This is a genomic window from Priestia sp. SB1 (assembly GCF_038898415.1).
Genome location: NZ_JBBJSS010000002.1, coordinates 824,152 through 847,881, shown reverse-complemented (window position 1 = coordinate 847,881; position 23,730 = coordinate 824,152). Strand labels below are relative to the sequence as shown.

Here is a 23,730-nt window from a genome sequence, read left to right as displayed (position 1 = left end):
TCTTATATATTCTATTAAAATGTACCAAGTTCTGCAAATATGACCAAAATATTTTTTGTATTATTCAAATCTAGGTCTCCAAAACAAAAAACACCCTAAAAAATTAGAGTGTTTTTTGTTTTGGCTTTCTGAACGTACAAACAAGATAGATATTTAATAAAGTAAAAGCAACAAACGAAAGCAAAGGTATTGTAATGAAACCAAGCCATTCTATATAGATTCCTGAACAAGATACTCCTGCAGAGCAAACGTTCATTGGGTGATAGAAACCGAACTTTTGAATACCATAATGATAAAAACTTAGAACATTACCTATAAGTACAGCAGGGTAGGTATACAAAAAGAGGTTTTTATCCCGTTTAAAGAAACCAAAACCATATAAAATGGTCAAAGGATACATTAGAATTCTTTGATACCAACAGAAAGTACAAGGGACAAATTTCATCACTTCGCTAAAATATAGGCTTCCAGATGTAGCAATGATAGAGACTATCCAAGGGAATAAGAAAGGGTTTATCTTTTTGATCATTTGCTATTGCCACTTTCTAAAGCTTCATCTATTGCTCCTTTAATAGCATCATAATTTAGCGGTTCGTATACTTCTTTACCGTTTACAAATACTGAAGGTGTAGAAGAAACGTTGTCATTACGCCCTTGTTTACGATCCATTTGAACCTCTTGTTTTAGATTCTTATCGTCTAGTATATGTCTAAGTAATTCCATTTTGTCTTTCCCGAACAAGGTTTTGGTAGTCTTGTTAAGGTAGTCTTCAGACAGTATATCTTTATGTTCGTTTTGAGAATTTTGATTTGCATAGTATGTATTTTGGTATTCATATATTGCTTTATGGAACTTCCAGAAAGCATCGTTACCTAGTTTTCTATAAATACCTTCTGCATAAACTGCAGCTCTAGTTGAATCTGTATAGATAAATGGATAGTTTTTAAATACAACTTTTATTTTCCCAGTTGAAACGTAATCTTTTTCTAGTTGTGGCATTATGCCGTTAGAAAAGTATCCACAAGCAGGACATTTATAATCCCCATACTCAACAAGTGTTATTGGAGCATCTTGTTCACCGATAGTAGGTTGATTTTTAATGTCAATTTTATGTTCTACATTGTCTGTGTATTCAGGTGTGTCCGAATCATTTTTCCTCAACTTATCACTAAAAAAGAATAAGCTTAGCAAGATTGCAACAACCAAAACAACCATAACAATACCAAAAATTCGATCACCGCTTATTTTCTTCTTAGCCTTCTTAGCCATTTTAATTACCTCCTCTATTTTTAGACTGCAAAATCATTTAGTTTCTTTAGATTCTTTTTAACTCATTCCTTTAAAACATACTTGCGAATTATATTTTGAAACAGAGATAAATTGCTAGATAAGTTTATAAAAAGTTGCCATTATTACTCCATAAAAAAATCTTTAAAACAGTAGGTTATTTTTTGGTTAATTATTATTTCTTATATGTTTATAGGCTATTTTTCATAAGAAACAGAGGTTTTCTGAGATATATAACGGATTTCCTTTAAATTTTTAAGAACATTTTTTAATAATCTCTATTGGTGATTATTAAAGCCGAATATTCGTAAATAAAAAACAAAAAAACTCAGAAAGCTAATTCCTGAGTTTTTTTGTTTAATGATGGGCATTAGAAACAAAATCAAAGATCTGTCTAAAGACTAGTGCAATTGAATCAAGAGCTGCGTGAAAACCTTTAACACGTTCAAAGGATTCAGTTGCTACTACTGGAGCCTTAGTAAGTAATTTTCCAGCGTGATAGATATTTACTGTTCCTAGCTCGTCACCTGCTTTTGTGCCACCTAATATATAGCTGTGTCCCTCATAGTCTAATTCAAGCTCTTCTTGAGGTACACCAACTCGTGTAACAACACTTACATTATCTTTATAAGCCACAGTGGAAGGACCAGGTGTAGTACTCTTATAGACTGAGAAATCTGTGTACTTTTCACCCGCTCTTGCAATGTTGATTACTTGATATTGATTATATCCATAGATAAGAAGGTGATAAATATCCGTAGAACGTTTAGAAGGGGTAGAAGCGTTTAAAGTTACTGCAATAAACTTCATACCATTCTTATTAACAGAAGCAACTAAATGGTACTGGTGGTTTCCCCAACCAGATTTTAAACCAGTTGAATGTGGGTTGTCGTTAATAAAGTTATTTTGGTTTTTTAAAACAACTGTTTTTCCTGGTCTTGTATCATATTTCATTTTACTTTGAGTGAAATAATCCTGATACTGTGGATATTTATCTGTAAGAACTTTAGCTAAAATAAATAAATCTTTTGCCGTGGACATATCCTGATTACTCCCATTTGGAGTACGGAATTCAGTATTTTTCATACCGATTTTTTTAGCTTCTTTATTCATTCGTTTAACAAATTTATCTGTACTACCGCTTAAGTATTCTGCTGTAGTGATAGCGGCATCGTTACCAGCTGCAATTGTTAAACCCTCAAGTAATTTTTGAACAGAAACTTTTCTTCCTACTTCTAAAAACATTCTTGGTGCTGGCGCTCTCCAAGATTTTTCGCTAATCTTAGCCTTATCTTTAACAGATACTTTACCCTCTTCAATATCCTTAATTAAAATATATGTTGTCATTAACATAGATAAATTATGGATAGCAAATTGTTTATCTTCATTCTTACCATAGAGCTCTTCACCAGTGCCAGTATTATATAGGTAAGCGGCATCTGACGAAAGTTGCGGACCTTCATCCTCAGCGGCATATGCTAAGTAAGGAAGGAGCATAGAGACAACAAGTAATAAACTAAGTATAATTAGGACCCAACGTGCTCGTTTATTTTTCACATAAAATTCCCCCTGCTAAAATTACATATCTTTCAAATTATTCTTGTGAAAATTAAAAAACCTTTGATATAAATGGAAAAAAAGCACGCTTATTTTCTAAGCGCCTGTTCTGTTAAAAATTAAAATCTTCTATGTCAATTTTGATGTCTGTAGAAGAGGAAAGGGAACTATCTACAACATAATGCTCTTCTGTATCACTACGGTATTTTTGAGAACGCTCTATTAACTTTTGGTGATGTAAGTTTGATTGCTGTTCAACAGATCCCTCATTTAATACTTCTATAAACTCTGTTTCACCAACAACTTCTAAGAAAGGCTCTATATCCTTCTCAGGAATAATTCCTTGTTGAATTAAATCATTCACTTTTGTCTTAGATATTTTACAAGTTTTAAAGAACTCAAAAGGATCTATATCAATTTCAAAATGGCTAAACACGTATTCATCTTTTTTGTATTGATTTAAGGCACGCTTTTTAACAAAAAGACTTTCTGTTCTAACATTTGGTCTGTTATAAAGTGCTTCTACAGTCTGTTCTCCTAAAAAATCATTCCCGCTCATTAATATTCTTGTTTCTTCAGGGAAAATAAGAACTTCGAAAACGTTCTGTTCTAACATTTTTATAAAAGCTTCTTTGTTTTTTGATATACGATCAAATACCACATTCATATCAAAATCGTAGGATTTAGTAAGTTTAAGTGTTCCGTAATCAGTAGAAATACTATTACTTGGCATTTCATCTTTGAGTTGCTCTTTAACTTCTTCAAGGGATGCCTTTGCTAGCTTCTCTTCTGTAAAACTTCTTTTAAATTCATCAGACAACTTTTCTAAGTTATAATCCTGAATATAACTGTATCTATTAGCGATTGATTTGCTATCTACAATAGCTTTTCCACCTGTGTATAGACGCACGGAAGACTTTTGATTAGTTCTAGCGGACGATAAATTAAATTGTTTTTCTAAAGCTTTATTGACCGATACAACTAGCGGTAAATAACCATAGTCCTCAAGATAATCGTAGATATCTTCCTTAATACTATATTCCTTTTTAGTCTTTAATCTTGCTACAACGCCATTTATCTTCATAAGCCGCTCTTCTTGGTTGTTGTAATGAGTTTTAATTGCATCTTTAATAACTTTTAATTTTATTTCTTTTTCTTTATGTTCTGTATAGCAGTTTATGTATTCTTCAAAAGTTTCTTCAAAAGACAAAGATGTTTCCTCCTGTTGCGTAAAAAAATATATATACTAAGTTATATTTTAAAGATTGTTATAAAAAATAGTAAAAAACATAAGGGAAACAAGCTTCTAGCAATGAAATTAAATTTAGAGGAGGGATACAATGTGAAAACCGAATTAACAGGTGGCTACTTACAAAAAAATATTTTAGCAACTAGAGAAAAACTTGAAGAGTTAGAAGCAATTGATAAACAAATTGCAGAAATTTATAAAGAGCCAGTTACAGAAGTGCAAAAGAAGATGATTACTGCTTTTGTTAACTTAGCTTGGATTTCAATTTTTTCCGTAATGGCATTTAATTTTTTAGGTTATCACTTACTTTTAATGCCTATTCTCTATTGGGTTTTTAGAGGAAGTATTATCTCTGAGCGTGTTAGCAATTCTCTTTACAAAAAGCAATTAGATGATAATGAAGCTTTAATAGATAGTCTATATAGACAAAAGGGCGATAAAGAGTATGAGTTAAAGACAATCTCTATGTTAGAGACAGAATTACATAACATAGCTATGCTTAAGCAATTCGAAGCATATCTTCAAACGAAACAAGCTGTTACAATTGATAAATGCATAGAACTATACGACAGAGACGAGAAAGTGAAAATTTTATAATACATAATACAAAAAGGAGTTTAAACGGCTTCTTTTTGTGTTTTTTACATCAAGCGGAGGCATAAAAATGAAAAATATAGTTAAAAATTTAGATTTAATCGTAAAAAATAACACTACAAAAATTCCAATGAGATCAACTGATGGAAGTGCAGGTTTTGATGTGTTTTCTAGTAGAAAGTTAGTTCTTCCTTCAAAAACAGTAGTTTGCATTAACCTTCCTTTTAACTTTGTAGGCGAACTTAAAGAGGGGTTAGAAATTAGACTATTTGCACGCAGTTCTTTTGGTATTAAGAAAAAACTTAGATTAGTCCACAAATACAATAAAGATATTGATTATTTAATGTTAAATGTCAAGGACAAAAATCACGTTATTAATGTAATTAACGATGGCGAAGAGGACTTAGTTATTAACAGCGGGGAACACTTTGCACAATTTATTTTTTGTGAAAAAGAACCTAAACTAGAAGAAATGAAATTATTAACGGTTCCTGCCGAAGAAATGCAAAAACACACAGTTTTAGAGAGTAGAATTAAAGAAACAAATCCTTATTTTTTTGAATATACAATAGAAGAAGAATTGGTATTCGCTCCTGGTGAACAAAAAGTATATGCTACTGGTTACCGCTCACTTATTAATGAGAATACGTGGACTGCTGTTAAAATTCATAAGGATGTAAAGGGGAAATTAATATTAGCCAATCAAACAGGGGTTATCGACAGAGACTACGCTTTTACAGGCAATTATGGACACTGTTTCGTTGCGCTAGTTAATCTAACTAACGAGAATCTTAAAATAAGCAAAGGCACAAAATTAATGACGTGGAGCACTGAGAAATATTATGTGTTAGAAAATGAAGTCGAGAGTAACAACAAGCGCTTAGGTGGAATTGGTTCTACAAATTAAAGGTTTAAATTTTACTGCAAACAGCTTAAGATAGGAAATACAAGATACGGAGCTTGAGATGCTTTATGAGTATTCAAAAAAATAAAGCAGATCTTGTTCCTTTTATTACTAAGGTTAGTGTAGGAAGGGTCCTACAAAAGCACGGTGTCTTAAATAAAGCCACCGTGCTTTTGTATTTGTTTTATTTTTACAGGGACTGTATTGTGGGAATATAATAGATGTTAGATTAGTTTTAGATCGCTTACTAAAGTGTAATAGGAACGGGAAAGGAATGATAAAAATGAATGAAGAGTCTAAGGATTGGAGACGGCATTTGAGTACAAAGGAATCTTTAATATGTTTTAGATTATCCTTAGATATGATGGAGGGAGAGCGAATTAATCTGACTGAGAAAGAAATGATGAGAGCTTGTGATTATAAGCAAATGAAGTCATTTAAGAACCACTTATCAACGCTAATAGAAAAAGGAATAATAGTAATAAATAGAGATGAGGAATATATTGATAAACCATATTGTTTTGACTCCGATTATGTTGAATACAATGAAGTAGGTCCAAGAATGTATTTTCGTCCTTTAAAGATTAAATAGCATACAGTTTAAGATTTTATCTATTTCAAGTTGAAGTCTAATCTGTATTTTTTAAATGTGAAATTAGAACAATAGATATTGTTTTCATATATCTTTTTGCATATTAGAATTATCTAGAATGTATATAAAATAATAAAGAAATGTCGTAAATAATAACACCCCACTCTTTTTAAAAGACGTAATTTCAAAATTTGATTACGTCTTTAATTTTCGAGGAAACATTTCCGGAAAACTAAATGTATTCCTAAAAGAATAATATTTTTTAAGCCTATATTCAGTTTGGTTGTTTTTCATTATAATGGAATTAATAACTGCGGTCTGGGGGAGTCTGTTTATGAAAAATGTTATTTGGTTGTCTACTTTATTAGGGTTTGGTCTGTTGTTAGGTACTGGGCACGCACAAGCAGATTCTTATGTTAAATCTTACACGAAAAAAGACGGAACATTTGTGAAAGGATATATGAAAAGTGATCCAGACGGTATTTTTAGTAACAATTATTCAAGCTACGGAAACTTTAACCCGTATACAGGAAAGAAAGGAACAAAAAAATCAGCCTCCGATAGCAATTACTATGGCCCTAATTACTCCGCTGGAATTCCTAGTTATAGCCCAACTCCAAAAATTGCTCCTGGGTGCGAAGAATACCTAGATAGTAGCGCATTTGGCAACAATCCTTCTATTCCGGTTTGTAAAGAACCTGAGAAGGTGGTTAGCACAGATATTGTGGAAAATGCCAAAGAGTTTAACAAAAACCTTTCTTCAGGATTGGCGACAACAAATTTTAATGATAAGGTTGCTAGTCCTAAAAGTTCCAAGCTAAACAATTTAAACGAAGATGAGGCAATAGAGGTTATATACAGCTATTTTGATAGCTTAAATGATGAGAATTATAAAGCTGCCTATAAAATGTGGAGTTCCCACTGGAAGAAAAACCATTCATACGCAAAGTTTAAAACTGGATATAAAGATGTATACCACGATGTATATAATGTATATGTTATTTCAAGCCAGAGTAACAAAATTACCTTAGCGGTCAGCGAAACAACATTTGAGCCTGACGGAGCCCATAGCTATGAGTTTGTTTATTCAGTTAAGACAAACGGGAACAACAAAGGTAAAATGCTTAGTGGGAAACTACAAAAGAAATACTAGCAAAATGAATTATATAAGTACGAGGGTACAAAAATGGATGCTTTGAGCTTTTCGTTCTTTTAAATTCAAGTAAGAAAAAATATTAGATATTTAAAACCGCTAAATTCTTAAATAATGAACTTAGCGGTTTTTTGTTGCCTTGGTATCAAAATAAAACAATGTTCCAAATTAACAAGAAAGAGAAAGAGAAATGTTAAAGTTTTTTAGTTAACCTTAACTAATCTGCATTTTAAATTCACAACTGATTAACAACCTTCGAAATTTCTTTGTTAGCTTGTCTAATTGCCTTGTTGTCTAATTCCTTATTTTCAATAATTTTGTCATTAAGCTTAATCTGCTTTTTAATGGCTTTATAAACTTGCTCATCTTTTCCGTCTTTAGTAAACATATTATAGATAAACACTTTATCGTGTTTAGAACCCAATCTTCTAATACGTCCGTTCCTTTGTAAATAAGTACTAAATTCATCCGGGAAATCATAGTTCACAAGGTGTTTGCCTTCTTGTAGGTTTACGCCAAAGTTAGCAGCGTCTGTAGCCACTATAACGCGTGTTTGAGGATCGTTTTGGAATAACCAAGCATACTTTGTTCTAGTTTCACATTGATTAAAGAATGGACATTCTGAGCAGACAGCTAGTGAAGTATCTTTTTTCTGCTTTTGCAAGACATCTCTATATTTGCATCCTTGTTTAGTCTGACCTTTGTATACAAGTGATTGATAAAAATCTATTTTTTCATCCTTGCAACGCTTCTGAATTAATTTTACTAATTCCTGTTGAATTAAATCCGCTGTGCGAGCATATTTTGAAAAGATGACTACTTTTTCATTGTTCTCAAAGACAATTTCTTCTGCTATTTCTAGTAAGCGCTCCAGTTTTTGAACCATCTTAAACTTTTTCTTTTTACCAACTAATCTTTTTATAAGGGATGACTTACTTTCTAGGAGAAGTGAAGGGGAATCGCAAACAACCATTTTTGTTTGAAGAAGACCTTTCATCATATCTTCAAGAGACTTTCGTTTTTCAGCATCTTTTTCTTTCTCAATGTCTTCTTTATAGTCCTCAATAGTAGTGTGTATCTTTTCTAAAATACTTAATTGTTCCTCATTAAACTCGACTACAATTTCCTGAATGATTTCATCAGGCATTTCATCACTAACATCATTTGTTAATCTTCTAAGTAAGAATGGATTAAACTTCTTGCGGAGTGCCACTTCGTTTTTCTCACCGAATACTTGTAAGAGTTCATCATTTATATTTTCTGGATTTTGAGGCAAGCGAATAAAGGGGTTAATTCTAATCATTAAAAACTGAGTTTCAAAAAACTCTTTTCTTTCTTCAAAGGAGAGAGAGGGATCAGCTAGTATACTAGGATCTATATAATCAAAAAGTTGAAATATATTTTTCAGCTCTTTTTGTATAGGGGTACCAGTCATTAATAACTTATATTTAGCATTAATTTGACGTATTGCCGTAGCAATTTCCGTTTTAGGATTTTTCATCTTGTGTGCTTCATCAATTATGACCATATCGTAACCAATATCCTTTATTTCGTTCAAGTCTAAGTAATCGCCAAAGACTTTTTTCTTCTTTTCTTTTCCAGTCTCTTTGTTCTTCCCAACAACAACCATATCTGCTACTTCCTTTTGATATAAAAGCTCATAATTAATAACAGTAAAAAAAGGGTTTTCTTCCCGTATTTGATTATATAAAGCCTTTCTATCTTCAAATCCTTTATAGCGAGATTTGATAACAACAGAGCGTTCATATGTGAATTTATCAATTTCTTGTGCGAACTGAGTTTTAATTGTAGCAGGCGTAATTACTAGGCAGTTTTTTATCCATCCTTGGGACTTAAAGTAGCCCGCTATGGCCATTGCTTCAATTGTTTTTCCTAAACCCATTTGATCTGCTAAAAGACCACCTTTTACTTCTTGATTAAGTCCTTTTTGAGTAGCAGCCCAAGCTACAGCGAGTTTTTGAAAAGAATAAGGTTCAATTTTCATATAAGAAGTATCAATTTCTGGTGTAATTCTACTAAGAACATCTTGTAGTGTTTCTTGGGGCATATTTTGAAAGTCTAAATCTTTTTGGAGTTCTGGTGCTTCTCTCCATATGGCTTTGTTCCCGAGAACAAGCTTTAAAGCATTTAGTTGATGTCGAGGAATATAAAAGGAGCGATCATAAGGGGATTCGTCACCAAACAAAGCACCTGGTATGTTAACCAATTTAGCAAATATTCTTTTATTCTGTGGGAATTCAACTAAAAAACCGCTAGGCTCTTTAGTTAACACGACAGTTGTATAAGATTTTGGTTTCGTTAGAGTTAAACCTTCTAGGTAGTTCATATTTATAGAAAACACAAGCGGTGTAGGTCTGTTGTGTCTTCTGAATTCACCTCCACTTATTGCGTTAATTTTGTTTAATTAATCTATTGAGTTAATAACTTGTTCACTGTATGTATTTCTGATAAAGATTTGGTCTCCTTAAAATTTAGGTATTTCAAATTTAAAAGGCTACGCGCATATTACCTGCACGTAGCCTTTTGGGGTATTTCAGCGTTATAAAACGCATATGTAAGTGAGTAGTTAAATAACAGTTGTTATTGCTATTTAGAAAGTTAAAGTATGTATAGTATCTTTTAAGCAGCAGTATCCGTTTGAATAGATTTTTGATAAATTGATTGTACAGAATAGTCATATGGAAGTTTAATTGTAATATTTCCTTCTCCAAAACGGTTCTTTCCAATAATAACTTCAAGTATTCGTTTTTCTTCAGTATCTTTGTTATAAACTACATCTCGATAAAGATGGATAATAGCAGCTGCATCTTGCTCAAAACTACCACTGTTTTTTAAATCTGAATCAAGTGGACGTTTATCATCACGTTTTTCAACATCACGGGATAATTGAGCACCTAATACTAATGCCACTTGAGTTGCTTTGGCTAATTCACGAAGGTCATAGGATATCTCTGAGAAATCAGATACTTCTTTAGGAGTATTATTGTTTCTTGTCTTCATAATTTGAATATAATCCACAAAGACAAGTTCTACACCAAATTGCTTTTGATAAAATTTGATTTTTGCTTCTAACTGAGGAGCGTTAATAGAGGTTACTTCTTCAATGAATAGGTTTTTTCCATACAGTTTAGCAGCTTCATTTGCAGCGGCATCCAGTTCTGCAATTTCCGGATCAGAAATATGTTCAGGTTGTAAAATCTTTTTCATTTTAACAGCGGAAACTTTAGAGAGGACACGTTGCAAACATTGTGTTAAATCCATCTCTATAGATACAAAGAGAACCTTAGCACCTTTCTTAGCCGCTTCAATAGCTTGGTTAAGCATATATACGGTTTTTCCCATCGCCGGGCGAGCGCAGATGAGGGAGAACACGCCACGCCTGTAACCACCTGAAAGCTTTTCATCAATTTCATCATATCCTGTGCTAACAGTTTCACTTATAGTCGGATTTTTCTGTTGTTCTCGAATTCTCTTTACTAGTCCTATTAATCCCTCAGACAAATTAAGACTCTTTGCTTCGTCTAAAGTGAAATCTTTTATTAGCTCATCAAACTGATTGGATAGGAAATCAAAGGTTTTTGTTTCCTTATCATAAGAAGGATTTTGTTCTTCTTTATCAATCATAGACAAAGCCTAATTTAAGAGTTTTCTAAGTTTCTCTAAGCTTTTATGTTTCTTTAGAAAAAATGTATGTTGCTTAAAAAGCTCTACATCAGAAGGAGGGCAAGTGTCTCTTAACTTCATTAAGTCTTCAAGAAGTTTTTTTCTTTTGGCTTCATCCTCATCTTTAGGAAAGAACTGTTCTACGATGATGTCCAGCCTAGGAGGAATATTAGAACTGCAAAGACCATTAAAAATATCAATAATTTTCTTAATCCGCTGATCTTGAAAATAGGCGGTTTCTATTCGCTTTTGAATAGAAAATTCTCGACAATCTTTATCAAATAGAAGGGAGGAGAGAATTATATTTTCTCTTCTCCTTACAGTGAATTGATTTTCGGGTAGTACTCTTTGTTGTGTAGATGGCAATATACTTCACCTCATAAGATGTATTAAAAACCGAATTCTTCAAATGTATTTTGCATTTTTTCTATACGGCCATCACCGTCACGCTCTAAATAGAAGTGAAAGAAAGTTCCTTTTAATAAACTCATTATTGCTTGTCCATAGAGGAGAGAAAATTCTTTAGGATTACCATTAGACGTACAAATAGTTATTAACTTAAGCTCATCACGTATTTTAAGAATTTCTTTAAGTTTTGTTTTAGCCCATTTGCTGTCTGTATGGTATTCTGCAAAGAATTCATCTAAAATTAAAACGTCATATTTAGAGGAGATTTCTTTTACATCTACTTTCTTATCGTAAATAGAATTAAGAAATTTTTCGGTGTTAGAAAAATAAACTTTTTTGTTCTTTTGAAGAAAGAAAGAACCTATTAAACAGGCAAAGGAAGTCTTACCATTTCCTGAGTCACCAAAGAGTAAAAGGTTTGCCGGTTTTTTACTTTGAGTCATTAATTCAAAGTTCTTTTCTGAATATGATTTAAAAATTTCTCCAAGAGTCCTCGTTTCTTCCTTAATAGAAAAGTGACGTTCAATGAAAAGATTAGGATCTTCTTCAATAAGCGCTTCCTGCTTGGTTTGATTTTTTTTCTTGATTTTAAGTTCATCTTCAACTAATTTTGGCTTGAGAATAGAGGTTTTAGTTCTACCATCATCAAAGCTGAAATCTTCGTTTAGAAAATCAAGCGAAATGTTAGCGTTAAGCAACTTTTGTCTTAAAACAATGTCTTCATAGCATTGGCAGAAGTCAACATAAGCTGCTCCATTTTCATTCTTTTGACGTATCATCCCGCTACCGTCACAAACGTTATATGGGCAATCGGTTATGTTTTCTTCTGGATGTTGTGCTTTTTCAATTGCTTCATCCTCTTTTGTTTTGCCAGTGTTTTTCCCGATAACATCTAAAAAATTTATTTTGTGTTCATTCATTGTCAATTACCTCTCTTATTTTTAAACATATTAGTAACGGGACGGTATATGTAGGAGAGCGATGTAAAGCGGTCAGGACAGGATTTTTGAAATCTACTAATAGTTTGCTTGATTTGGGCAGGGTAGGCTTTTTCGACTAATAGCTTGAGTACAATTAGCTCTTCTCTCATAAAAGGTCTTTTTGTTACCTGTTCATAGTGTCTAATGATGTCTATATAATTAGGGTGTAGCTTTTGCTTTTCATTCCAAGTAAGAGGTCTGTTTTTTATCATTTTTTCACCCGCTAACCTATAAATTAATAATAGTTGTTAGATTCTTTTTTATATTAGCAGGTAACAAAGTTTGATATGAAAAAAGATATCAGAGCATAAAAAAAGAACTTGTTAGTTAAACAAGTTCTTTTGGTGCCGGTGCATATAAATTTTTTCAGCGATATAGCTAATGATTAGACCTAAAACAAAAGGTAATAATGATCCCGTTGAAAACATCATCCCATCTTCGTTATTCACGTATTCATAGTGGAACATTAATATCGAAATTTTAAAAGTATGCCCTATACAGAGAAGTAATGAAGTCGATAAGATAAGTGCAAGAAAACCGATGATATATCTTTTAAATATCATATGAACAGCTCCTAAAATGGATAATATAACGGCGGTTATTTTAATAAATATTACCATATTTTGTTTATTCTATCAATAAACAAAAAGAGGTGATTAAACACCTCTTTAACATTCATCAGTTGTACAACTATCGATTTGAGGATAACCAATCGCATAAGTTCCTCGAACAGGAGGATCATTCCACTTAGATTCATCTTCTCCGTTAATTAATCTTTGCAATAAGTTAAAGAACATATGTCTATCTTCATACGCAACACCCACAAACGCCACATTATAAACTCTTAATTTACCTGAAGTGTTTAGCGAATGATTATAACCGTATACCTCAACATTATTAGCCGTTATAGTAACAGGCTTACCATTAACCGTAGCGGTACAGGTGAAATTTAACTTTCCTTTTTTAGTAATAGAATCTCCTGCAGGAAGAGGTAAGACTTGTACACAAATGTTTTCCTTTTTTAAATCTACAATTTTATCACCAGCTTCGTTTGTCCCTAAAGAATCTTGTAGCGTAGTCATAACCATTTGTTTAGCTGCATCACTAGCATCAGACAGAGCCTTTTTATATTTAGTAGAAGTAGGACTTAGAATAGCTTGTTCGTAGCCAGGAGTAGGAGAGAAACTATATTCAGGTTCTTTGTAGTTAGGTCTATAACCTTCAGAAACATCTGGTCTAAATGTCTCTATAATACCGTATTGCTCTTTTAAAGGTATATTAACCGATAAAGCACGAGTTCTAGCACCCGATTCAGCCGCTGTTTGAACACGTTGATACGTTTCAGACATCATTGTAAGGCTGATAAAGATTGCTACAATTAAGGCTATGAACAAGAAGTAAAACAAAGCAAATAAGATAACACTTCCTTCTTTTCTAAACTTCTTCATAGAAACACCTCCCTTGTTCTGTGAAAAGGAAGAAGATTAATTATAATATTGGAACCTTCCGGAAATATCTTTTGTTGTTGCACCGTTACCATATAAGAATACTTTGTCTTTAAGTCCAGGAACGAAATTACCAATAATCATAAAAGGTACTTTAACTCTAACAATCATTTGTTCGTGGTTTCGGCCATTGACTGTTACAGACTTTGTAAACACACAGAGTGTTCGAGTGTTATTTACATCTTGTAATGCGGATTGACAATTAGCTTCATCTTCTATGTATTTATTAAAGTTATCTAACGTTAAATTGTTTCCATCGTAGTCTTTGTTAAATAAGACGAATCCATTGTTATTTAATGATTGATTTAAACGCACATAAAGATCATCTATTATTTCTGCTTTGTTAGACATAGTATCTAATGTTGCTGTTGTACCCCTTAATTCTTCTGCTACAATTGAAGCTCCCGCATCTGCTGCGTGATCTACTTGGTTGTTTGCATACACGTAAATAATTAGTTGAAGTATTAACCATAAAGAAATAATCATTAAGGGCAATACAATAAGGTATTCAATAAAAATTTGGCCTTTCTTACGAAATTTGTTCATACTGTTCACCTCCAATAAGACGAAAACAAATCATAATAAGGTGTTAAATAGAAAGCAAAAGCAATTAATAGGATAGGACCTAATGGCACCTTTTGCATTTTGCTATCACTTTTCCCTGGTATCCCATAGAAAAGGAAGAAACTTAAATCATTAAACATTTCTAAGAAACGTCCAGAACGAATTTTGAATATAGCGATAAGTGAGGAGAGCACTATTGTTATTAGTAGAAGTAGATAGGTATCGCCCAGAGGAATAAAGAGGGCAGCTACACCAAATAACTTTACATCACCGGCACCAATAGCTTTAAAGTTAATAAGAGTGGTAGTACCCCATAGTAAGCAAAGTGGAATAAATACTAAAAAAGCATTTAAAGCCATTTTTTCTATAGGGACAACGTTCATTCTAAATATACACAAGATAATTGCTACACCTATTCCAACCCAATGAACCCAGTTTGGAATCTTTAAGGTTTTCCAATCAAAATATGCGGCGATAGAAAGTAAAATAAAAACAATAAACAAATACATTGTGTCGCCTCCAAAATTAGAAGTTCCCTAAGTTAAATATAATGATAAATAGCATTTTTTCAAAAGAAAATCGCAAAAAACAGCGGTAGGGAACCGCCGTTTTTTTTACTTATTGAAACATTGTCATAGAAGTAATGAATTGAACTATAAAAGGACCAGCCATCATTAGAATAGATGTCATTAATAATAAGGCAGCAGGTGCTAAAATTAGATAAGAAGCTTTGTTTCCTCGTTCTTCAGCTAATTCTTTCTTTGCTTGTCTTATGGACTTTGCTTGTGTTATTAACACATCTTCTAATCCGGTACCAAACGTTTCAGCTTGATTAAGTTGAGTTACTAACGAGCTAACTTCACGGATACCAGTTCTTTCAGCAAGTTCATTAAAAACTACTCGTTTCTTACGACCAACCTTAATCTCATTGAGTGCAATCAAAAACTCGTTAGATATTTTATTCTTAACTTTTGCGCAAACAAGCTCAAAAGTTTGTTCAATGTTAGCGCAAGCAGGAAAGGTTACAGAAACTAAATCTAGAAAATCTGGAATTTCATTTTTAAAGATAAACTGCCTTTTATCAATTTTCTCTTTTAACCTTAGGTCAAGAATAATAAATCCTACAGCTGCAAATATGACAACTAGTAATGGATTTTTAGTTAGAATTCCAATAAAAGAACCTGAAAGCGCAAAAATTATTTTCTTTGTCCAAAACTGAATAGGAGTAGCTTTCACTCCAGCTTGCTTAAGTTTTAATTCTAACTTACCGAAATTCCCTTTTCTTATTTGCTGTTCAATTAACGTAGCCAATCTATTCTCAAGCATTTTATATGTTCTAACAAAGATGGAGCCCTCTTTAAAACTTGCATCTTTTTTTGGTTTTGAAAAGTTTAATAAAGCCGATAACCGTTTATGCGCACGATCAGCATTAGTTGTTAGTAAAGGTAAACCGATAATGTATAGGAATACGGTTAAACAAACTATAAGAATGTATTCAACCAATCCAAAACTTGAAAACATTTTGAGCATTCCCGCACCTCCTTTGTGTTATTAAACTACTTTATCTATATATTTATTAATTTTGATGATGAGGAAGAAAGCAATAACGTACAGTACAATTGCTCCAATAACACAGCCCCATCCAACAGTAGATGTGAATAGAGCAGAGAAGAATCCTTTTGAAAAAGTAGAGAAAAGAATAGCAAATACAAAAGGTGCTGCAAGGAGGATATAACTTGTAGTTTTAGGTCCTCGAACAATCTTTTTCACTTCCGCCATTAGTTCTTGTCGCTCTTGGAAAACTTTCGCCATATTTCTTAATAATTTCTCTAACTCTCCACCGGTTCTATCTTGAATTTGCATTGCGTTAATTGCCAGCGTATACTCCTTTACCCCAATCCTTTCAGCAAGAGCTTCCAGGGCTTGTTCAAAAGGTTTAGCATATTGAAGTTCCTGTACGGTCTTTGTAAGTTCAGAAGAAAGAGGTTCCTGAATTTCTTTGGCTACAATACTTAAGGCCTCTTGAACTGTAGGACTAGATTTAACGCCATCAGCTAAGCTCATAAGAAATTCTAAAAGTTGTTCTTCTAAAGCCTTTTTACGTTTGTTAATAAGGTGATACGTCCATACGTGAGGAGTGAAAGTGCCAATTAGCGCAAAAGCTGCTCCAGAGGCAATTCTTGCAACAAGCGTTTTAAAAATATTATCTCCTAGGAAGAAAAAAATAGATTTAAAAACTCCTGCAAACGGGAAGAAAACAAAACCAATAATAACTCCAGCTAATACGCCGAATATATAAAAAGTAACATATTCTTTAGGAGAGAAATCTAAATTGGCACGAGCTAAACGTAATTCCGCTTTCTTTTCAACTTTCACAAGTCTAGAGCGCCATTCATCCAAAATATCATTATAATTAAAGCGTTTTGTTTTATTTTTACTCTTTTTCATTCTATCCAGCACTTGTTTAGACAAGGGGTTTTTTCTACCAATCCAAAATTCGTATAAGATAATAGCAAAAAGGAGTGTTAAAGCATTTATTTGTAGCATTGTTACCAAGTCATTGCTGTAAAGGTCAGCTATTTTCGTAAAGATAAACAAAATTTACACCTCCCGTTTCTACTAAAATCTAGTCTTGATTCCATTTTGCTTAAATTTATAAAGAAGATTATTGGAGATAGGGTGTTCGGTACGGACAAATTCACCAATTATCTCTTCGGTCTCTGTTACTTCAAGAACTTTATATTCAAAAATAGGAACGGTGTAAACTTCTCCTTTTTTATCAATAATAACTTCAGAGATATATTCAATTCTTCTCTTTCCATCTCTCATTCGTGAGATTTGAACTACAATGTCTAAGGTTTCACCAACCATACGTCTTACCAGTTCAGAATCTTTATATATTCCACCTTCCATTACAAGTGACGTTAAACGAGAGATACATTCGTCTGGGGAATTAGAGTGGGTGGTGGCCATAGATCCCTCGTGTCCCGTATTAGCCGCCTGCAAGAAATTGTATGCTACAAAGTCACGTAACTCACCAATGATAATACGATCTGGGAACATACGTAGAGCATTTTTAACTAAATCTTGAATAGTAACTCGCCCACGTCCTTCAGCGTTGGCTTCTTTAGTTTCTAGAGAAACTATGTGTGCATTATTAGGTTGTAACTCTGCAGAGTCTTCAATTGTAATGATTCGTTCGCTATCGGGAATAAAATTAGTGAGGACATTTAAAGTAGTTGTTTTACCTGAACCTGTACCACCACTAACCATAATATTTGTGCGCGAGTATACAAGGTCCCTAAGGAAGCGTGCCATTTCAGGAGTTACCGTGTTAAATTTAACAAGATCATCAATACCAATTTTTTCTTTAAAGAATTTACGAATGGTAATAGTGGTTCCTTTTCTAGCAGCAGGGGGAATAATGATATTTACACGACTACCATCAGGAAGGCGAGCATCAACCATTGGATGACTTACGTCAATTAATCTACCAATATTTCGCGCAATTCGCTGACCTAACTCTAATATTTCATCGTCGTTTTTGTAAACAATGTCAGTACGTTCCTTTCTTCCCCCACGATCTACCCAAATTTCATCGTGTGCATTAATCATTATTTCAGATATTGTATTATCATCCATAAGGGGACTTAATTTACCTAAGCTCGTTATCTCCAATACTAATGTTTCGACTAGCTGAGCAATTTCATAATTTCTTAAAAACGTTCCATCTTTATAAATAATTTGCTTCATATGTTGCTTAATCTTTTCGAGCTGTTGCGGATCAGATATCCCAAATATATTTTGTTTCTCTACATAACTTGGTAAACGTTTTTGGACTAAATCTTTTACACGCTTAATTTCAGATTCTCTGGATCTTGATTCGGATTCCTTGTTTTGATTTATAATTTTATCTAAATAATCCGACATAATTACACCTCCAATTAACTGTTAATAGTTATCTGCTTATAAACTATTCAATTAGGGGTAAAAATCAAGGAAATAGACAAAAAAGTAACCCCGCTACGTGAGTAAGCGGGATTACTTTTTAAAGATTGGAAATTTACTTTTTCTTTTTTCATCTTTTGGATTAATTGGATAAATAAAGTTTGCTAAATCAATGATCGAAGAAGTGGCAATAGAGTCACTATCAACAATAAATTTTCCTTTGTTCGCAAAATCAATAAATTTAGGATCTTCTGGAACTCTTGCTATAAATTTTTTGTCGTATAGAAAGTCTCTAGCGGTATCGGAATAAATTGATTTATTTCTAGTCTCCTTATTAAGCAAAATGTGTGTTTTGCTAATGATAGGTTCTTTCATTGAATCCTCTAAGCGATTTAAAACGTAGAAGAACTTATTTACTCCTACAACGTTTAAATAGTTAGGTTCTAATACAACTAGATTTTTGTCAGCAAATTGCATAGGGAAGAGAACTAAATCCTCTGTAATAGCATTAGATGTATCAATAAGAATTACATCAAATATATCTCTTAAATGAACCAAAATTCTTTCGATTTGTTCAGCCTTAATAGTTCCAATCTTATGAATAAATTCTGTTTCAGCAGGGGTGTTTAACATATAAATGCCACTTGGCTTATGATACGTTAAGGCTTCCATCAATAAATCTTCATTTAAATAGTTTAAATCAGCACTAATATCATAAATATCTCTTCTTGCCAATTTCAACTCATTATTTAAGAAGTGAAAAGCAACAGAAGGGAATAAAAGGTTAAGGTCCAATAAACATATTTTTGGTTTAATTTTTGCGTACTTTCGTATAGCATATGCAACGTTAACCAGTAATGAAGTTTTACCAGTACTTGAAACAGAAGTAAAGGTTACTATTGTTTTAACAGCCTGATTAGATTGATGATCATTAGCAGTGTCAACTTCCTGAATATTTAGTAATGGGTTATTCTCAATCTTGTTAAATAAATCATCTTGTTTATTTGTTTTAAAAGGATTTTGAATTTCTTTTTCAGGCGTTTTTGTTGCTTTCTTTTCCTCCTTTGTTTCTTTCACTTTTTGTGAACTTTTAAAAGGAGAAGGAGGGGTAGGTGGAGCCGGCCTAAATATAGAACCAGCTTCCTTATCCTTTTTTTGAGGGGGCTTTGAATCACGGGTAACTAGTTTAGTACTAGTAGGCTTGGTTTCGGGAGCCAGAGGAGTAGATTGACTTTCCGCTAATGGAGAACCTGTAAGAGTGTAGATACTTTGAATTAACTCTTTAATGGAGAAAGGTTTTTGGAAAATTTTATTTACTCCTCGTTGTCTTGCTATCGTTGCGTGATTTCTCGTTTGCTTATCAATTGTAAATATAATTGGTTTTGAAGCCGTTACCGAATTCTTTTTGAGAAATTCAACGATTTTTATTCCTGTACCATCAGGCAGATTGGCTGAAACAATATAAATATCTGCTTGAGGTATTTTTTTCCTGTCTTGTTCAAACGCAGAGTTTGTAGTACTAGAACCTATTACGTTAATGCCAAACTCATCTTTTTCAAAGAACAATCCTTCAATCGTAGTTATGAAAGTAGTGTTAGGGTCAACAATGTATAGCTTAATTTTATTGCTGTTCATCTGAATCACCTCCGGTGTTATCACCTGAGCCTTTATTATTAGATTCTTCTTCCTTTTTATCACTACTATCATTATCATCTTCATTATCTTTAGGACTTACTACATTTCTAGAAAGTTCTTCGGCAGTAGTAGAGTTATCGTCAGAATCTTGTTTGGCACTAGTGTTAGTTGCATTTGAATATGTCTTGTTAAGTATTGCATCAAAAATGTCACCTTGCTTAATAACAGTAGAGTTAGAGCTACTAGTGTCACAGCTTGTATCATTCTCTCCACAAAGTTCTGATTTTTGACCAGGAATTTGATATACAAATGCTCCTAGTTGTGAAGCAGTTGATAAAACTAAGTGTTCTTCTAGACTAACATCAACATAAATGTTGTTATCAATGATTTTGTAAATCTTCACATTAGATAAAAGTATTCCTGTTTGAACAGATTCAGTATCGTCTTCTTCGCCAGCTTTTTGTTTATAAGACAGAGCAATATTAATTAAATCTCCTTCTTGAACAGGAGGTAATCCTAATACTGCTTCAGGTAACATATAAACGGTTCTTCCTTCAGGCATTACAGCAGCAAATTGACCTGCACCATTTGGTTCCATTAATGCTGTTGTCGGGATAGGACTACCAGCTTTTAACTTATAGACAAGGGTTTTATCTTTTAGTTGATTTACGTTAGTAACTACCGTGCCTTTAAAATACTTATATTCACTTTTTAGGATATCTTTTTTCTCAAAGAACTCCAATTGTTGATCCAGCGGAATACTAGTATTAATACCATTTTTCTTTAACACGATAATTGTTTGAGTACTAATTCTTCCTGCTATAAGACTAATGGTTAAAACTGATATGATGAGGAAAAGCGCAATCAACGTGATTTGCTTTGCTCGATCTTTAAATCGACCTTTCATCTAGATCACCTCGCTTAAAAAAAATCTAGCTATTTATTCGAAAAAATCAAGTAATAAAATCAAAAAAATAAAATAAACGCCAAGTTAAATGGCGCTTATTTTACGTTTCTTAAATCAGTAACTTCCCATAGGTTTTTAGGTTTCTTTCTTAATTGTTCTATTGTAGTCATATTAAGGGTTACATCAGCATTTTGTATGCCACCTAGAGTTTTTGTTACCCAAGTGAAAAATTTTTTCTTAGTGTTTTTATTTTTTACTTGCTCATTAGGGCAAATGAAATAAAAATCTTTCGTGATTTCATAAATCTTATCCATAGCGTCTGAGAATCCCTCTTGAGTGTGAGTACCTCGTTCAACTTCAATATGCATTAGCTTTCCTTCTTCATCCTCAACTATAAAATCAAAGACTTTTCTGTGTTTAGGATCAATTTTTATAGATACATCTTCTAAATCTGTATATACCTTATAACCCATCTCTCTAAAGATTTTTGCACTATCTTTTATTAAGTATCCGTGCTCAAGGCTGGCGTGGTGGCCGACAATTCTTTTCTTTTCAGGGACTACCGGATTATCGTTTGTGATTTTTTTGAAGCAAGACTTTCCTGTTTTCGATAGCTCATAAACATTGAAAGTTCCGCCACCCTTACCACCGTAGCTAACTTGTTCATCATTTAAAATACTTTTATCGCGCAGTTCGGCAATATCTCTGTTAAGTGCATTGGAGTTATATTTCTTTCCTACAAAGTAATATTGTTGTCCTAATGAATCCTCTTTTAAATACTCTTTTAAGTCAGAGTTTCGTGAAATGCCTGTTTTACCGATAACGGTCATAAGAAACTCTTGTTGCACGCTAAGATTTTGAAGGTAAGCATCAATGCTATCGTCAAATAAGTCATCAACCTCTTCTTTTTCAGTCTCTACATAGTCTGGAGATAAAGGGTGCTTAGTAGCGGCCTTTGTTTCTTGAGGTTCCGGTTTCTTTTTAGATGGTTCAGCAGAAGGAGGGGTTGGCGAAGATTTCTTTTCAACAAAATCAGGTTTTAAATCTCCTACTGATTTAGGTGATACATCTACTAATTCTGGTGTTTCTTTAACAACATCAGTTTGTTTTAATACTTCTTTCTTTTCGTCTTCTTTCATTTTATTGAATGAAGCAGTAAATTCATTAAAGAAGTCTGAAAAGTGTGGACTATGTTCTGCAGTATTTTCTTGTACTTCTTCATTTGATTCAAATGACCCTGTTTCAGGTACTTCTTCATCTGGTAAAAGCAAATTGTTTTCTGTTTCATTAAGTAGTTCATCTGAATCTTCATCTCTAGGTGTAAGTTCACTAGGGGATGGTGCATTGTATGGAGCCGACTGAGGATTATGTGCTTGAACCGTAGAATTTTGTTGCTGAAGTATCATTTCCTCTAATTCAGTGATTTTTTTGAAGTAAGCCTTATATTGTAAAAGTTTTTCCTTAAGAGCTGAATTTTCATCCCGTACTTTACCAATTTCTTGTTCAATAATATCGTCTGTTTCTTTTAAGCGATTTAGCAGTTTGACAACTAGACCTTCAATGTCCTCAAATACATCATCAACTTTCCAAAGTCCTCGATCAACTACTGACTTTAAATCACCTTGACCAGGGAATAGGTGGACGATTTTTCGTACCAAATTCTTCATTTGTCGAACTTCTTCCTCATCAGCTCTTCTTTCCATTTGTAGATCGCTAATCAATCTTTCATTGTTTGATGCAGATTCATTCATAAAACTTAACTTGTCATAAAGACGGTTATATTCTATTTTAAGAATTTTCAATTGTTCTTTTGGGCTCTTTTTATCAAGTTCTTTTAATGAGAGCTTATCTACATCGGATAAATGATCCACTTTATCTCTTTCTTCTCCAACGGAAAAATCGCTAAAATCAGAGAAGGAATCGTCAGAGCTATGTCCTGTGCTACGATTTTCATAGTCTCTTGTTTCAGCGTTATTTAAGATACTATTCAACTTGTCACTAGTAGCAGTTTGAGCTCTTTTTTTGTTGGCACCTTCCAACAACATTTTAAAAACATTTCTATTTTCGCTCATTATTTTTTCCCCCTTTCTAAAACTTTTTAATAAAGATTAAGGTTTTTTCTTTTCCTTTTTTCTCTTATTTTTTTCTTTTAACCAGTAGTCATATTCAATCCATCCTCCATAAGACTCCACATATTTTATAACTTTTAGAGCTAAGTGAGGGTGCGTGTATTCAAACAATTTCTGTTTAATTTTAAAGTCTGGTGTTATTACACCTTTAGTATCAATAATTAAGGTTTCTCCAGATGGAAGACTAACAGAAAAATCGGCTATGTATTTAATAGGGTGGTATTTCTTCTCGTTTTTCTTAAAAGAAGGTTGCAGAATAAAAGAAGGCTTTAAATCAAAGTTAATTATAGTTCCTTGCGCTTTTTCTTTAAGTAAATGTAAGTAGTAATTTGCCTCTAGCATTGAGTCAAACTTAATATCATTTATAACAATTTTATTAGCTCCATATTTAGATTTGGTTTGATTTATAGATAGGGAATCTAAATTAAAAGAGTAAATAAAACCTTCTTCCAGCAGTGTATTTAACTTCTTATAGTATTTTAAGCTTTCGTTATTTTTGAAAATAACTCCATTCATTTCATATACCTTTTTTTCTCGTTTTTTCTTAGCTGCAGTGTCTTTTTTTATTGCTGTTTTAACCAAAGAATCACCTCAATTTTGTTGTAAGGAAAATAATATACTTTTCTTAAAAAAG

The 23,730-nt window shown here is 32.8% G+C and carries 24 protein-coding genes; 4 read left to right on the top strand and 20 right to left on the bottom strand.

Going from position 1 to position 23,730, the window contains the following annotated elements:
• Positions 1–103: 103 nt before the first annotated feature.
• The 4 genes from WKH56_RS10045 to WKH56_RS10030 form a co-directional block, all read right to left on the bottom strand.
• Positions 104–529 carry a disulfide oxidoreductase gene (locus tag WKH56_RS10045; RefSeq protein ID WP_342835506.1) on the bottom strand — a complete coding sequence of 142 codons (426 nt, stop codon included), beginning with the start codon at positions 527–529 and terminating at the stop codon, positions 104–106.
• On the bottom strand, positions 526–1,269 hold the full coding sequence (locus WKH56_RS10040; RefSeq protein ID WP_342835505.1) for a DsbA family protein: 744 nt from the start codon (positions 1,267–1,269) through the stop codon (positions 526–528). Before WKH56_RS10040 ends, WKH56_RS10045 begins: the two co-directional genes overlap by 4 nt.
• Before the next feature lie 375 nt (positions 1,270–1,644).
• On the bottom strand, positions 1,645–2,844 hold the full coding sequence (locus tag WKH56_RS10035; RefSeq protein ID WP_342835504.1) for a D-alanyl-D-alanine carboxypeptidase family protein: 1,200 nt from the start codon (positions 2,842–2,844) through the stop codon (positions 1,645–1,647).
• 112 nt (positions 2,845–2,956) lie between these two features.
• Positions 2,957–4,054, bottom strand: coding sequence for a hypothetical protein (locus tag WKH56_RS10030; RefSeq protein ID WP_342835503.1), 1,098 nt, complete (start codon positions 4,052–4,054; stop codon positions 2,957–2,959).
• 132 nt (positions 4,055–4,186) lie between these two features.
• Here WKH56_RS10030 and WKH56_RS10025 point away from each other — a divergent pair, with 132 nt between their 5' ends.
• The 4 genes from WKH56_RS10025 (at position 4,187) to WKH56_RS10010 (ending at position 7,336) form a co-directional block, all read left to right on the top strand.
• Positions 4,187–4,690 carry a hypothetical protein gene (locus tag WKH56_RS10025; RefSeq protein WP_316910940.1) on the top strand — a complete coding sequence of 168 codons (504 nt, stop codon included), beginning with the start codon at positions 4,187–4,189 and terminating at the stop codon, positions 4,688–4,690.
• Between the two features lie 67 nt (positions 4,691–4,757).
• The gene (locus WKH56_RS10020; RefSeq protein ID WP_342835502.1) at positions 4,758–5,594 is read left to right on the top strand and encodes a hypothetical protein; all 837 of its coding nucleotides are present in this window, start codon (positions 4,758–4,760) and stop codon (positions 5,592–5,594) included.
• A 280-nt stretch (positions 5,595–5,874) separates the two neighbouring features.
• Entirely contained in the window at positions 5,875–6,183 is a 309-nt protein-coding gene (locus WKH56_RS10015; protein ID WP_342835501.1) for a hypothetical protein, read from the top strand.
• Positions 6,184–6,517: 334 nt separating this feature from the next.
• Positions 6,518–7,336, top strand: coding sequence for a hypothetical protein (locus tag WKH56_RS10010; RefSeq protein WP_342835500.1), 819 nt, complete (start codon positions 6,518–6,520; stop codon positions 7,334–7,336).
• Positions 7,337–7,571: 235 nt separating this feature from the next.
• Here WKH56_RS10010 and WKH56_RS10005 read toward each other — a convergent pair whose 3' ends face one another.
• The 16 genes from WKH56_RS10005 to WKH56_RS09930 form a co-directional block, all read right to left on the bottom strand.
• The gene (locus tag WKH56_RS10005; protein ID WP_342835499.1) at positions 7,572–9,629 is read right to left on the bottom strand and encodes a DEAD/DEAH box helicase; all 2,058 of its coding nucleotides are present in this window, start codon (positions 9,627–9,629) and stop codon (positions 7,572–7,574) included.
• A gap of 347 nt (positions 9,630–9,976) precedes the next feature.
• On the bottom strand, positions 9,977–10,981 hold the full coding sequence (locus WKH56_RS10000) for a replicative DNA helicase (RefSeq protein ID WP_342835498.1): 1,005 nt from the start codon (positions 10,979–10,981) through the stop codon (positions 9,977–9,979).
• Between the two features lie 9 nt (positions 10,982–10,990).
• Positions 10,991–11,386, bottom strand: coding sequence for a hypothetical protein (locus WKH56_RS09995; RefSeq protein WP_342835497.1), 396 nt, complete (start codon positions 11,384–11,386; stop codon positions 10,991–10,993).
• 23 nt (positions 11,387–11,409) lie between these two features.
• Positions 11,410–12,348 carry an ATP-binding protein gene (locus tag WKH56_RS09990; protein ID WP_342835496.1) on the bottom strand — a complete coding sequence of 313 codons (939 nt, stop codon included), beginning with the start codon at positions 12,346–12,348 and terminating at the stop codon, positions 11,410–11,412.
• A gap of 2 nt (positions 12,349–12,350) precedes the next feature.
• On the bottom strand, positions 12,351–12,620 hold the full coding sequence (locus WKH56_RS09985; RefSeq protein WP_342835495.1) for a hypothetical protein: 270 nt from the start codon (positions 12,618–12,620) through the stop codon (positions 12,351–12,353).
• Positions 12,621–12,731: 111 nt separating this feature from the next.
• Complete coding sequence (locus WKH56_RS09980) at positions 12,732–12,971, bottom strand: hypothetical protein (RefSeq protein WP_342835494.1); 240 nt, start codon at positions 12,969–12,971, stop codon at positions 12,732–12,734.
• Positions 12,972–13,076: 105 nt separating this feature from the next.
• Positions 13,077–13,856, bottom strand: coding sequence for a TadE/TadG family type IV pilus assembly protein (locus tag WKH56_RS09975; RefSeq protein ID WP_316910951.1), 780 nt, complete (start codon positions 13,854–13,856; stop codon positions 13,077–13,079).
• A 36-nt stretch (positions 13,857–13,892) separates the two neighbouring features.
• Positions 13,893–14,459, bottom strand: coding sequence for a TadE/TadG family type IV pilus assembly protein (locus tag WKH56_RS09970; RefSeq protein WP_316910952.1), 567 nt, complete (start codon positions 14,457–14,459; stop codon positions 13,893–13,895).
• Between the two features lie 5 nt (positions 14,460–14,464).
• Complete coding sequence (locus WKH56_RS09965; RefSeq protein ID WP_316910953.1) at positions 14,465–14,986, bottom strand: prepilin peptidase; 522 nt, start codon at positions 14,984–14,986, stop codon at positions 14,465–14,467.
• A gap of 109 nt (positions 14,987–15,095) precedes the next feature.
• The gene (locus WKH56_RS09960) at positions 15,096–16,007 is read right to left on the bottom strand and encodes a type II secretion system F family protein (protein ID WP_342835493.1); all 912 of its coding nucleotides are present in this window, start codon (positions 16,005–16,007) and stop codon (positions 15,096–15,098) included.
• A gap of 21 nt (positions 16,008–16,028) precedes the next feature.
• Entirely contained in the window at positions 16,029–17,075 is a 1,047-nt protein-coding gene (locus tag WKH56_RS09955) for a type II secretion system F family protein (RefSeq protein WP_342835492.1), read from the bottom strand.
• A 21-nt stretch (positions 17,076–17,096) separates the two neighbouring features.
• The gene (locus WKH56_RS09950) at positions 17,097–18,407 is read right to left on the bottom strand and encodes a TadA family conjugal transfer-associated ATPase (RefSeq protein ID WP_316910956.1); all 1,311 of its coding nucleotides are present in this window, start codon (positions 18,405–18,407) and stop codon (positions 17,097–17,099) included.
• Positions 18,408–18,518: 111 nt separating this feature from the next.
• Entirely contained in the window at positions 18,519–20,060 is a 1,542-nt protein-coding gene (locus WKH56_RS09945) for a CpaE/TadZ family protein (protein ID WP_342835491.1), read from the bottom strand.
• Entirely contained in the window at positions 20,047–20,967 is a 921-nt protein-coding gene (locus WKH56_RS09940; protein WP_342835490.1) for a hypothetical protein, read from the bottom strand. Before WKH56_RS09940 ends, WKH56_RS09945 begins: the two co-directional genes overlap by 14 nt.
• A gap of 95 nt (positions 20,968–21,062) precedes the next feature.
• Positions 21,063–23,039, bottom strand: coding sequence for a hypothetical protein (locus WKH56_RS09935; protein WP_342835489.1), 1,977 nt, complete (start codon positions 23,037–23,039; stop codon positions 21,063–21,065).
• 36 nt (positions 23,040–23,075) lie between these two features.
• Complete coding sequence (locus WKH56_RS09930; protein WP_342835488.1) at positions 23,076–23,678, bottom strand: DUF1064 domain-containing protein; 603 nt, start codon at positions 23,676–23,678, stop codon at positions 23,076–23,078.
• Positions 23,679–23,730: the final 52 nt, after the last annotated feature.